The sequence below is a fragment of the Rhizobium etli CFN 42 genome (genome assembly GCF_000092045.1).
GTDB lineage: Bacteria > Pseudomonadota > Alphaproteobacteria > Rhizobiales > Rhizobiaceae > Rhizobium > Rhizobium etli.
The window spans coordinates 48,257-60,000 of sequence record NC_007761.1 but is presented as its reverse complement, the minus strand read 5'-3'; the positions used below and the strand labels follow the sequence as shown (position 1 = coordinate 60,000).

General features: G+C 61.1%; 11 protein-coding genes (1 of these 11 cut by a window edge). 4 read left to right on the top strand and 7 right to left on the bottom strand.

All coding sequences use genetic code 11. The features are described from left to right. The 3 genes from hrpB to RHE_RS00285 form a co-directional block, all read left to right on the top strand. Nucleotides 1-1,452, top strand: the 3' portion of a protein-coding gene (gene hrpB, locus RHE_RS00295; RefSeq protein ID WP_011423461.1) for an ATP-dependent helicase HrpB. The gene continues 1,014 nt to the left of window position 1, outside the view; 1,452 of the gene's 2,466 nt are visible here — the last part of the coding sequence; its start codon lies off the left edge, out of view; it ends in the stop codon at nucleotides 1,450-1,452. A 21-nt stretch (nucleotides 1,453-1,473) separates the two neighbouring features. Continuing rightward, the gene (locus tag RHE_RS00290) at nucleotides 1,474-2,802 is read left to right on the top strand and encodes an ActS/PrrB/RegB family redox-sensitive histidine kinase (protein WP_011423460.1); all 1,329 of its coding nucleotides are present in this window, start codon (nucleotides 1,474-1,476) and stop codon (nucleotides 2,800-2,802) included. 70 nt (nucleotides 2,803-2,872) lie between these two features. Beyond that, on the top strand, nucleotides 2,873-3,451 hold the full coding sequence (locus RHE_RS00285; protein WP_011423459.1) for an ActR/PrrA/RegA family redox response regulator transcription factor: 579 nt from the start codon (nucleotides 2,873-2,875) through the stop codon (nucleotides 3,449-3,451). A 12-nt stretch (nucleotides 3,452-3,463) separates the two neighbouring features. Here the strand turns inward: RHE_RS00285 and RHE_RS00280 are convergent, their stop codons facing one another. Continuing rightward, nucleotides 3,464-3,958: an MmcB family DNA repair protein gene (locus RHE_RS00280; protein WP_011423458.1), complete on the bottom strand. Its 495-nt coding sequence runs from the start codon at nucleotides 3,956-3,958 to the stop codon at nucleotides 3,464-3,466. Between the two features lie 179 nt (nucleotides 3,959-4,137). Here RHE_RS00280 and RHE_RS00275 point away from each other — a divergent pair, with 179 nt between their 5' ends. Next, entirely contained in the window at nucleotides 4,138-4,821 is a 684-nt protein-coding gene (locus tag RHE_RS00275; RefSeq protein ID WP_011423457.1) for a L,D-transpeptidase, read from the top strand. Between the two features lie 66 nt (nucleotides 4,822-4,887). On the opposite strand, the gene RHE_RS00270 is transcribed toward RHE_RS00275, so the two are convergent. The 6 genes from RHE_RS00270 to hslV form a co-directional block, all read right to left on the bottom strand. Next, nucleotides 4,888-7,059 carry a malate synthase G gene (locus tag RHE_RS00270; RefSeq protein ID WP_011423456.1) on the bottom strand — a complete coding sequence of 724 codons (2,172 nt, stop codon included), beginning with the start codon at nucleotides 7,057-7,059 and terminating at the stop codon, nucleotides 4,888-4,890. An 85-nt stretch (nucleotides 7,060-7,144) separates the two neighbouring features. Beyond that, a complete protein-coding gene (locus tag RHE_RS00265; RefSeq protein ID WP_011423455.1) occupies nucleotides 7,145-8,557 on the bottom strand; it encodes a cytochrome P450 in 1,413 nt (470 codons plus the stop codon). 48 nt (nucleotides 8,558-8,605) lie between these two features. Further along, complete coding sequence (locus RHE_RS00260; protein WP_011423454.1) at nucleotides 8,606-9,553, bottom strand: DUF1402 family protein; 948 nt, start codon at nucleotides 9,551-9,553, stop codon at nucleotides 8,606-8,608. 188 nt (nucleotides 9,554-9,741) lie between these two features. Continuing rightward, nucleotides 9,742-11,049 carry an ATP-dependent protease ATPase subunit HslU gene (gene hslU / locus RHE_RS00255; RefSeq protein WP_011423453.1) on the bottom strand — a complete coding sequence of 436 codons (1,308 nt, stop codon included), beginning with the start codon at nucleotides 11,047-11,049 and terminating at the stop codon, nucleotides 9,742-9,744. Then, nucleotides 11,046-11,168, bottom strand: a complete 123-nt coding sequence (locus RHE_RS34840; RefSeq protein WP_276328758.1) for a hypothetical protein — start codon at nucleotides 11,166-11,168, stop codon at nucleotides 11,046-11,048. The genes hslU and RHE_RS34840 overlap by 4 nt, the downstream gene beginning before the upstream one ends. Next, nucleotides 11,155-11,682, bottom strand: a complete 528-nt coding sequence (gene hslV / locus RHE_RS00250) for an ATP-dependent protease subunit HslV (protein ID WP_011423452.1) — start codon at nucleotides 11,680-11,682, stop codon at nucleotides 11,155-11,157. Before hslV ends, RHE_RS34840 begins: the two co-directional genes overlap by 14 nt. Nucleotides 11,683-11,744 lie beyond the last annotated feature (62 nt).

Genomic DNA, 11,744 nt, shown 5'->3' with positions numbered 1-11,744 from the left:
GCCATCCGGCTTTGGCACCAGGGGCAGACGGCGGCACTGCCGGCTTTCACGCCGCCGCAGATCCTCTCCAGCGATCTCTCCGGCCTGGTGCTCGATCTCGCCCATTGGGGCGTCCAGAATCCGGCATCCCTTGCCTTCGTCGATCAGCCGCCGGAAACGACGCTTAAGGAAGCGCGGGCGCTGCTCGGCCAACTGGGAGCGCTCGACAAGGATGGCGGGTTGACCGGCCGCGGCAAGATGATGCGCGATCTCGCTCTGCCGCCGCGGCTTGCCGCCATGGTCGTTTCATCAGGCGAATCCGGCCATGCCCGGGAGGCGGCGATGATTGCCGTGCTCCTGACCGAACAGGGGCTTGGCGGGCCGAGCGTCGACATCGAGGATCGGCTGCGGCGCTTCAAGACCGAGCGCGGCGAAAGAGCCGACGCTTCGCGGCGGCTGGCGGGGCGGCTGGCCGCCGGCCTCGATACCGTCACCACAGCCGCACCTGTGCTGGCGGGTCAGCTGCTGCTGCATGCATTCCCCGACAGAATCGCGCTTCAACGCGGCGGGCGCGGACGATTCGTCATGGCGAACGGGCGGGGAGCGGAACTGCCGGAAACCGAGAGGCTCGCCGGCAGCCAGATGCTCGTCATCGCCGATCTCACCGGGCGCGCGGCACAGGGGCGGATTCTGGCGGCGGCCGAAGTGACGCGTGCGGATATCGAAGCCGAACTGCCTGGCGAGATCGGAACCTATGACCAGACATTCTTCGACCGGCAGAGCCGGCAGGTGCGGGCGCGGCGGGCAACCCGGCTTGGCGCGATCGTCTTCGAAGAGACGCCCTTGCCGCGTCCTTCCGGGGCCGCCGTCACTCAGGCGCTGATGGAGGGCGTGCGCGAACTGGGGTTCGATCAGCTCGCCTTCTCGAAGGAGGTACTGCAGCTTCGCGAACGGATCGGCTTCCTTCATCGGACGATCGGTGATCCCTGGCCCGATGTCAGCGACGATGCTCTGCTTTCCCGGCTGGAGGAATGGTTCGCTCCCTTCCAGGAGGACGCCCGAAGCCTTTCCGAGATTTCTGCGGCAGGGCTTTCGAACGGGCTGATGTCGCTGGTGCCGCACGAGCTGCAGCGCGATCTTAGCCGGCTTGCCCCGACTCATTTCGAGGCGCCGACCGGTCAAAGACATCCGATCCAATATGAGGGCGAGGAGCCCATCTTGACGATCCGCGTGCAGGAGCTGTTCGGTCTCAAGCAACACCCGGCGGTCGCCGGAGGCCGCCTGCCGCTTCTCCTGGAGCTGACGTCGCCGGCGCACCGGCCGATCCAGACGACGCGCGACCTGCCTGGCTTCTGGGCGGGCTCATGGAAGGACGTACGCGCCGAGATGCGCGGACGCTATCCTCGCCACCCCTGGCCGGAGCGGCCGGAAGAGGCGTTGCCAACGACACGGGCAAAACCACGTGGTACATGAGAGCCATCAAGGAGCCCCGGCATGATCGACAAGCCCGGCGTGATCGACAAGACGCAAAGCCATACGCTGGAAGACCGGCTCAGCAGCCGCAGACTGCGGCTGCAGACGCTGGTGCGGCTGCGCTGGCTTGCGGTCGGCGGCCAGGCGCTGACGGTGTTCATCGTCGCCTTCTGGCTGAAATTTCCGTTGCCGCTGATCGCTAGCTCTTCGCTGATCGCCGCCCTTGCCTGGGTGAACTTCTACCTGACCATCCGCTATCCGCCGACGCACCGGCTGGGGCCGCCGGCCGCCTTTGCGTTGCTCGGCTTCGATCTCCTCCAGCTCTGCGCGCTGCTCTTCATCACCGGCGGCCTTGCCAATCCCTTCGCCGCACTCGTGTGCGTGCCCGTCATCATCTCTTTCGCCTCACAGCCGATCCGCTACAGCACGGCGCTGATCGGCTTTGCGATGGTCTGCATCACGGTGCTTGCCTTCTCGCCCTTCCCGCTGCCTTGGTTCGACGGGGTCGAGATCAATGTCCATAATGTGATGCAGTTCGGCGTCTGGTGCTCGATCGCCTCGACCATGGCCTTTGCCGCCTTCTATGCCTATCGCGTCTCGATGGAAGCGAGCCAGCTTGCCGATGCGCTGGCGGCGACCGAACTGGTGCTGCAGCGGGAGAAACATCTTTCGCAGCTCGACGGGCTGGCGGCCGCCGCGGCCCACGAACTCGGCACGCCGCTGGCGACGATCAGCGTCGTCGCCAAGGAAATGGAGCGGGAACTCAAGGATGACGATCGTTTCCGCGAGGACGTCATGCTGCTGCGCAGCCAGAGCGAACGCTGCCGCGACATTCTGCGGCGGCTGACGACGCTTTCCTCCGAAGGCGAGGCGCATATGCGCCGGCTGCCGCTGTCCTCGATGATCGAGGAGATCGTCGCGCCGCATCGGGAATTCGGCATCACGCTCGAGCTCATCGAGAAGAGCCCGCGCAAGAGCGAGCCGGTGATCGACCGAAATGCCGGCATCATGTACGGGCTCGGAAACCTGATCGAGAATGCCGTCGATTATGCCAGGGAGAAAGTGACGATTACCGTCGAGCACGATCAGGACAAAGTGCTGATCGTCATCGAGGACGACGGCAACGGTTATTCGCCTGACATTCTGACACGAATCGGCGAGCCCTATGTGACCAAACGGCAGAAGGAAGATACGGCCGGCGGCCTCGGGCTCGGCCTTTTCATCGCCAAGACGCTGCTGGAGCGTTCCGGCGCATCGCTGGTTTTCGAGAACCGCGAGCCGGAAAGAGCCGGCGCGCGCATCCGCATCGAATGGCCACGGATGCTAATCGACGCAAATTCGACAAAATGACTTTATCGGCATAAGTAGAATGAAAAACGGTTGACCAAGATCGGGCGTTCGACCGTCGGGACTCGAGACGATGACAGAACAGAATCAAGGAAATTTCGCCGCGTCGGATGAAGATCATATCGGTCCGGACGCCAGCCTGCTGATCGTCGATGACGACGGGCCATTCCTGCGCCGTCTCGCAAGGGCGATGGAGACGCGCGGCTTTCAGGTGGAAACGGCTGAGTCCGTGGCGGAAGGCGTTGCGAAATCGAAAGGCAGGCCACCGAAATATGCGGTGGTTGACCTCCGGCTCGGCGACGGTAATGGGCTCGACGTCATCGAAGCGATCCGCCAGCGGCGCGATGACACGCGGATTATCGTGCTGACGGGCTATGGCAATATCGCAACGGCGGTGACGGCCGTGAAGCTCGGCGCCGTCGATTATCTGGCAAAGCCTGCAGATGCCGACGACGTCTTTTCGGCGCTGACGCAACGGCCGGGCGAAAAGGCCGAACTCCCGGAAAATCCGATGTCAGCCGACCGGGTGCGCTGGGAACACATCCAGCGGGTCTATGAAATGTGCGAGCGCAACGTCTCTGAAACGGCACGCCGGCTCAATATGCACCGGCGAACGCTGCAGCGCATCCTTGCCAAACGCGCGCCGAAATAGACGAAACCTTCCTCAGACATCATCCACGGTGAACGGTTTTCCGTTCGCCCATTCGGCCATCATCAGCCTTTGTGCGGCGGCACGCGAGAAACTGAGCGTGACGGATTTGCGCGTGGCTGGCGCCATGCGGTGCTCCGGCGCCTCGCGAATCATGTGGGCGCCATAGCCATCCGAAAGGAAGAGGCCGCACTCCTCCGGAAAGATGTCGAGCGGCACACCTTCATGAGTCGCAAAGAACAGGCGGTCGCAATGCAGCCTGTATTCCGGCCATTTGCGATCCACCCTGAAATCCTCGATCGATGTCTTGATTTCGATAATCCAGACCTCCCCCTTTTCCGAAAGCGTGATCAGATCGGCGCGGCGGCCGCTGGCGAGCGGTAGTTCCGGCAGCACGGCATGGCGCATTTCGTGCAGCAATATCTGCGTTCCGCGCCGCACCATCATGGCCCTGTCCGATTGCCGGCCATCGATTAACGGATTGTTATTGTAAACGCTCAAAATCGTCATGGATAACCATCCCGCGGGCTGGCGTGTTGTTGCAAAAAAACCATGCGCTTTTAATTTGCGCGGCAGACGGATTCCTCGCGCTGCAGCAGTCTTGCCAAGCGCAAGTTAATCGAAAATAAACCATAATCAACGATGGTCGAAAGACTGTTCTCCTCGCCCAAAAACTTCAAGAGTTATCTATGCGCATCCGCAATGCATTCCCTGTATTTGGCCTGCTGACGACGCTCGCACTGGCCGGCTGCTCCACCAATTCCGAAAGCGCATCCGTCGACGACAAGGGCGCAGGCCCGACGGTACAGACAGCTCAAATCTTTAACGACGCCTATGGCGTGACGAAGGATGCCGGATACTCCCTGCCGGCGATCCCGATCGACAGGGTCAAGCCGCAGTTCCGCCGCCAGGTCGTCAGCTACCAGACCACCGAGCGTCCAGGCACCATCATCGTCAATACGCGCGAGCGCTTCCTCTATTACATCCTGCCGAACGGCAAGGCGATGCGCTACGGCATCGGTGTCGGCAAGCAGGGCTTCGCATGGGCCGGCACCGCCTATGTCGCCTGGAAACAGGAATGGCCGACCTGGCACCCGCCGAAGGAAATGGCTGAACGCCGCCCCGACGTCGCTAAATATGTCGAGGAGGGCATGGGTCCCGGTCTCAGCAATCCGCTCGGCGCGCGCGCCATGTATCTCTTCAACGACGATGGCAAGGACACCCTGTTCCGCCTGCACGGCACGCCGGAATGGGCTTCGATCGGCACCGCCGCTTCCTCGGGCTGCATCCGCCTGATGAACCAGGACGTCATCGACCTCTATAGCCGCGTCCGTCCCGGCAAGGGGACCTCCAAGGTCATCGTCATCCAGTAACGTAGATGCCGAATTTGGTATAAGAAAGGCCGCCGGACTGTCGTCCCGGCGGCCTTTTCGTATCGGTCACGCCGATTGTTTCGCCTTGAGCTCGAGGCGGCGGCGGTGAAGCACCGGTTCAGTATAGCCGTTCGGTTGCTCCCTGCCCTTCAGGACGAGATCGAGGGCGGCCTGGAAAGCGATCGAATCATCGAAATTGCCGGCCATCGGCCGGTAGGCTGGATCGGATTCGTTCTGGCGGTCGACGATGGCAGCCATGCGTTTCATTGTTTCGACGATCTGAGCTTCGGTGACGACCTTGTGATGCAGCCAATTCGCCATGTGCTGGGCCGAAATGCGCAAGGTCGCGCGATCCTCCATCAGGCCGATATTGTTGATGTCGGGCACTTTCGAGCAGCCGACGCCCTGATCGATCCAGCGCACGACATAGCCGAGGATACCCTGGGCATTGTTGTCGAGCTCTCGCTGGATTTCCTCCGGCGTCCAGTTCGGCCGCACCGCAACCGGCACGGAGAGAATGTCGGAAAGCCTGGCGCGAGCCCGGTCCTTCAGCCCCTGCTGGACCTTGGCGACATTGACGCGGTGATAATGGGTGGCATGCAGGGTTGCAGCCGTCGGCGAAGGCACCCAAGCGGTATTGGCGCCGGCCTTGGGGTGGGCGATCTTCTGTTCCAGCATTGCCGCCATCAGATCCGGCATCGCCCACATGCCCTTGCCGATCTGGGCATGGCCGGAAAGGCCGCATTCCAGACCGATATCAACGTTCCAGTTCTCATAGGCCGATATCCACGCTGCCTGGCGCATATCGCCCTTGCGAATCATTGGACCGGCTTCCATCGAAGTGTGGATCTCGTCGCCGGTGCGGTCGAGGAAGCCGGTATTGATGAAGACGACACGCTCGCGGGCGGCGCGGATGCACTCCTTGAGATTGATCGTCGTGCGCCGCTCCTCGTCCATGATGCCCATCTTGATGGTGTTGCGCGCCATGCCGAGCGCGTCTTCGACCCGGGAGAAAATCTCGACGGCGAAGGCGACCTCCTCAGGCCCATGCATCTTCGGCTTGACCACATACATGGAGCCGGTGCGGGAATTCTTCTTCCGACCAGTGGGACCGATATCGTAAAGCGCGATCAGGCCGGTTATGACGGCATCCATGATGCCCTCAGGCACTTCATTGCCGTCCTTGTCGAGAATCGCGGGATTGGTCATGAGGTGGCCGACATTGCGCACCAGCATCAATGAACGGCGATGCAACTCGAACGAAGCGCCATCCGGGCTGGTATAGTCCAGATCCGGGTTGAGCTTGCGGAGGAAGGTCGTTCCGCCCTTTGCCACCTCTTCCTGCAGATCGCCCTTCATCAGGCCGAGCCAGTTGCGATAGACGACGACCTTGTCCTCGGCATCGACGGCGGCAATCGAATCCTCGCAGTCCATGATCGTGGTGATTGCCGATTCCAACCAAACATCGGAGATATGGGCCGGATCGGCCTTGCCGATCGCCGTTGTCGGGTCGATGACGATATCGATATGAATGCCGTTGTTCTTCAGGAGAATATGCGCCGGCGCCGCGGCATCACCGCGATAGCCGGCAAAATGCCCCCCATCCCCGAGCATTGTCTGCTCGCCGTCGACCGATCTGACGACGAGCATTCCGTCCTTGACGAAGAAGCTGCCGACATCCTTCCATCTGCTGTCCTGCAGCGGCGCCGCCGCATCGAGGAAATCTCGCACCCAGGCGATGACCTTTTCGCCGCGCTTCGGGTTGTAGCCCTTGCCCTTCTCGGCGCCGTCGTTCTCGGGAATGGCGTCGGTGCCGTAGAGCGCGTCATAGAGCGAGCCCCAGCGAGCATTGGCGGCGTTCAGGGCGTAACGCGCATTCATCACGGGAACGACAAGCTGTGGACCGGCGATCGAGGCGATTTCGGGATCGACGTTTGCGGTTGAAACCTGGAAGTCCGATCCTTCCGGCAGGAGGTAGCCGATGCTGCGGAGAAAGGACTGGTAGTCGTCCATATCCGACGGGGCGCCATGCTGGCGATACCAGTCATCGATCTTCGTCTGCAGCTCGTCGCGTTTGACCAGCAGCGCGCGATTGCGCGGGGCGAGATCGTGGACGATCGCCGAAAAATCGGCAAAGAACCTGTCCGCATCGATCGCCAGACCCGGCAGAACCTCCTGAGTCAGGAAATCATGAAGGATGGTTTCGATGGCAAGACCGTTCTTATCAATGCGGCTCATGCGATATTCTCCCTGGCAACGCCTGTGAATGCTGCCACTTTGCCCGGCTTTCATTCACAGTCAATTCCGCAATAGTTCGAAAGATTTATGCCGTTCGAGAAAATATGCGGGACGTCACGCGCATGGGAAGCCCGTTCTGCGGCTGAGTCGTCAGTTTCTGCACGGGCCAGGGGTTGGTGGTTGCCGTCTGATCGAAACGGAAACGGTGCATCATCACGGCCAGTGCGATCACCGCCTCCTGCAGCGCGAAGGTCGCGCCGATGCAGACGCGCGGGCCGGCGCCGAACGGCAGAAACTGGAACCGGCCAATGGCGCCGCGGTTTTCCGGCAGGAAGCGCTCCGGCATATAGGCGCGCGGCTTTTCCCAATAAAGTTCGTGGCGATGCAGCGTCCAAGGCATGATGAGCACGGTGATGTCGGCCGGTATTTCGATCTTTTCACCCTTGGCGTTTATCCAGAGATCATCAGCGATCGCGGCGCGATTGATCGAAGGGGCCGGCGGATAAAGTCTGAGAGCTTCTTCAAACGCCGCCCGCGTCACTGGCATCAGATCCAGCCATTCCACTGGTTCGGCTCCAGTCGCCAGGACGGCATCGATCTCCGTTTCCATCGCCTCGCGAATATGCGGACTGTTGGCGACACAATAGAGGGTCCAGGCAAGCGCACGCGCCGTCGTCTCGTGCCCGGCGCCGATGAAAGTCAGGATATTGTCCTCGATCTCCTCCTCGGTCAGTCCATCCGGACCAGCCTGTTCCAGGAGCAGCGTCAGAAAATCCTCCGGTGCGGCGGCGCGATCGGCCTTCATCTTCGCCAGACGCATATCCATGGTATCGCGAACGATCGCCCTGAATTTCTCCAGCACTTTCTGACCGCCGATACGGGTCAGGCGCGGCACCCAGGAGGGCGCGCGCAGAAGGTCCATCGGATCGATGCGGCCCATGCGGTGGAGAAGCTGGTTGACGTCATCGGCGAAATGACCGCTCGATGAGACGATTTCGCCGGAAAAGAGCGTCTCGGCAAGAATAGCAAAGGTCAGATCGGTCATGTCGGTGGCGATATCGAAGATCTGGCCAGCCGCATCGCCGTTCTCGTATTTGCGGACAAAATCTTCCGATTGCCGCAGCATCTGGCCGGCAAAACCTTTGGCGTGGCGCGGCGTGAAGACTGGCGCGACCGCCTTTCGCGATCGCTTCCAGACTTGGCCTTCCGCCGTCAACAGGCCGTCACGCAGGATCGGCCGCAGCACCAACTGGCGAATGTCTGACATTCGGTAATTGGCGGCATTGTCGACCAGTACGTGCTTGATCAAGCCGGGATCGTTGACGATCAGGGTGTGTTGCCCGAAGAAACTCGTCTTGATCCAAGGGAGCGTATAGGACGGCTCACCCCAGAGTTCGAGCGGATTGCGCAGGATGATACGGATGATATCGAGCCGGCTCGGCGGCACGGTGCGCGGCAGCGGTGCCGGCGGAACGAAGGGATCCGGACGCATGTCCATCGTCAAAGCCTTTCGGGGAAGATCGGCGCCTTCCCGGCAAGCTTGAAGCTAGAGCAGGCCCTTGAGTTCGTCCAGCTTGTCGTTGATCAGCCAACCGTAATAATTCTCTTCGGGCCAAACGGTCGCACCGGAAGAGCGGTTTTTCGCCGCGAGCGCCGCGGCACGCTGGCGGGAATTGCCGACATTATACAGCGTCGCCGTCAGGCCGGGATTGCCCGAGATGTCCATGCCGGCAATCTCCTTGTAATCGTCGATTGACCGGCGGATCGAGGCCGCGACGAAAGCGAGCGAGATATCGGGATCCATGATCGCCTTATAGACGTCCCCGGCATTTTTCTCGTTCAGCTTCGGATAACCCGAGACGCGGCTGACGAGATCGGAGAGCATCAATGCCGTCAACGGATTGACCTGGCCGAGGCCGAAAGTCTGGCCGGCATAGAAGGGCTGGAAGAAGACCGCGCTGAAGCGGTTGTTGGGGAAGCTCTCGCCGCCCACCGTCTTGCCGCGGAAATCGCTTTCCCAGACATCTTCCCGGCAGGACCAGAGCGTGTAGGAATCACTCTTGTCCTTGCACCGCGCAAATTGCGGCCGCGCCACGAAATCATCGACGTTTTCGCCGTCATAGGCGAAGCGGAAGCTTTCCCCGGCATAGGAAGCGGCCTTGACATAATAGGCCTGCAGCCGGTCGTAGGCGTCGACATTGTAGGTGTGTTCGCCAACGATCGCGCCGACGACATGGATGGGATTGATGCCGTAGGCGCTGGAGACCTTGCGGATCTTGGCCATCAGCTCGCGATCGGTCGCAAGAAGCTCATGGACCTTCTCATATTTCAGATCGAAGCTGCTCTTGGTGCCCTTGGTGCGGCGGACGGACGCGCCGGGAATATCGGGCTGCTCAGCGTGGCGATTGCCAGCCGGCACCGCCTGAATGGCGAAGGCCGGCGCCGAATTCACCAGGGCAACAGCTATCAAAAGGCTTGTCAAAAGGCGTCGCACGATCCGCTATCCCGTCCGTTCATCGTCCTGCTCGCGATGCGGCTGACTGGACCAGAATCTTGGCCGAATAAAGCCGCGGCGGAAAACAAAACGGGCCTTCACTAAAAAGGAAAAGGCCCGCTGTCGATAGTCGAGGTCAACAGAATGCGGCATTCACATCGGTAAAGCCATGAACCGGTGCGCCGATATCACAGAATGAAGCGTGACAGATCGGTATTCTGCGCGAGATCGCCGACATGTTCGCGCACATAAGCTGCATCGATCGTGATGGCTGCCCCGGCTCGATCGGGCGCATTGTAGGAAATATCGTCCAACACCCGCTCCATCACCGTCTGCAGCCGACGTGCGCCGATATTCTCGACCGAGGAGTTCAAGTGCACGGCGACATCGGCCAGCGCATCGATCGCGTCGTCAGTGAAATCGAGGTTCAGATTTTCGGTTTCCATCAGCGCCCGATACTGGCGGATGAGGCTTGCTTCGGTTTCCGTCAGGATCCGACGGAAATCCTCCTTGTTCAACGGACGCAGCTCGACTCGGATCGGCAGGCGGCCCTGCAGTTCGGGGAGAAGATCCGAGGGTTTGGAGACATGGAAGGCGCCGGAAGCGATGAAGAGGATATGATCCGTCTTCACCGGACCGTATTTAGTCGAGACCGTCGTGCCTTCGACGAGCGGCAGCAGGTCGCGCTGGACACCTTCGCGCGAAACGCCGGCGCCCATGCCGCCGTCACGGGCGGCGATCTTGTCGATTTCGTCAAGGAAGACAATGCCGTCATTCTCGGTCGCGCGGACAGCCTCGCGCTGGATCACCTCGTTGTCGATCAGCTTGTCGGATTCATCGCGGATCAGATCGGTATAGGAGGCCTTGACCGTCGTACGCACCTTCTTGGTGCGTCCGCCCATCGCCTTGCCAAACATTTCCGACAGGTTGAGAACGCCGATATTGGCGCCCGGCATGCCGGGTATTTCGAAGCCGCCCATGCCGGAACCGGCATCGGCCACCTCGATATCGATTTCCTTGTCGTCGAGCTCGCCGTCCCTGAGCTTCTTGCGGAAGTTTTCGCGGGTGGCGGGCGAAGCGGTGGTGCCGACCAGCGCATCGAGCACACGCTCTTCGGCGCTCACATGCGCCTTAGCCTGCACCTCGGCCCGCTTCTTCTCGCGCATCAGGCCGATGCCGACCTCGACCAGATCGCGGATGATCTGCTCGACGTCGCGGCCGACATAACCGACTTCGGTGAACTTGGTGGCTTCAACCTTGATAAAGGGCGCGCCGGCAAGTTTTGCCAAGCGGCGGGAGATCTCCGTCTTACCGACACCGGTCGGGCCGATCATCAGGATGTTTTTCGGCATGACTTCGTCGCGCAGACTCGGGTCGAGCTGCTGGCGACGCCAGCGGTTGCGCAGCGCAATCGCGACGGCGCGTTTGGCATCATGCTGGCCGATGATATAGCGATCGAGTTCGGAAACGATCTCGCGGGGGGAAAAGGTCGTCATTGCGTATCATTCTCCTGGCGGTCCGGAGCCATCGGCGCCCGGCCGCAATTCATCATTGTCACGCCGCGGCAGGTCAGCCGCGGCAGCAGCCGGAAGGCGCGGGATTCAACTTTCGACATCCAGCAATTCCACCACGATATTGTGGTTGGTGTAGACGCAAATATCAGCGGCGATATCGAGGGCGCGCCGGGCGATCTCTTCGGCCGGTTTGTCGGTATCCATCAGCGCACGGGCGGCGGCGAAGGCAAAATTGCCGCCAGAACCGATCGCCGTCGTGCCGTGTTCGGGCTCCAGAACATCGCCGTTGCCGGTGATTGCCAACGTGATCGACTTGTCGGCGACGAGCATCATGGCTTCGAGATTACGCAGGTATTTGTCGGTGCGCCAGTCCTTGGCGAGTTCGACGGCGGCGCGCATCAACTGACCGGGATATTGTTCCAGCTTCTTTTCAAGCCTTTCGAGCAGGGTGAAGGCGTCGGCCGTGGCGCCGGCGAAACCGGCGATGACATCGCCCTTGCCGATGCGCCGCACCTTGCGGGCATTGCCCTTCATGACGGTCTGGCCGAGGCTCACCTGGCCATCGCCCGCCATCACCACCTTGCCGCCTTTTCGAACTGTAATGATTGTTGTCATAAAACACCTGTCTGCCCATGACGCGGGCCTTTACATGAGACCGCACACCGGTCCTTGTTGAA

Excerpts from the sequence above, each read along its gene's own strand:
- RHE_RS00290 (WP_011423460.1), top strand. The coding sequence starts at position 1,474 with ATGATCGACAAGCCCGGCGTGATCGACAAGACGCAAAGCCATACGCTG.
- RHE_RS00285 (WP_011423459.1), top strand. The coding sequence starts at position 2,873 with ATGACAGAACAGAATCAAGGAAATTTCGCCGCGTCGGATGAAGATCAT.
- RHE_RS00280 (WP_011423458.1), bottom strand. The coding sequence starts at position 3,958 with ATGACGATTTTGAGCGTTTACAATAACAATCCGTTAATCGATGGCCGG.
- RHE_RS00275 (WP_011423457.1), top strand. The coding sequence starts at position 4,138 with ATGCGCATCCGCAATGCATTCCCTGTATTTGGCCTGCTGACGACGCTC.
- RHE_RS00270 (WP_011423456.1), bottom strand. The coding sequence starts at position 7,059 with ATGAGCCGCATTGATAAGAACGGTCTTGCCATCGAAACCATCCTTCAT.
- RHE_RS00265 (WP_011423455.1), bottom strand. The coding sequence starts at position 8,557 with ATGGACATGCGTCCGGATCCCTTCGTTCCGCCGGCACCGCTGCCGCGC.
- hslU (WP_011423453.1), bottom strand. The coding sequence starts at position 11,049 with ATGACGACCTTTTCCCCCCGCGAGATCGTTTCCGAACTCGATCGCTAT.
- RHE_RS34840 (WP_276328758.1), bottom strand. The coding sequence starts at position 11,168 with ATGTCGAAAGTTGAATCCCGCGCCTTCCGGCTGCTGCCGCGGCTGACC.
- hslV (WP_011423452.1), bottom strand. The coding sequence starts at position 11,682 with ATGACAACAATCATTACAGTTCGAAAAGGCGGCAAGGTGGTGATGGCG.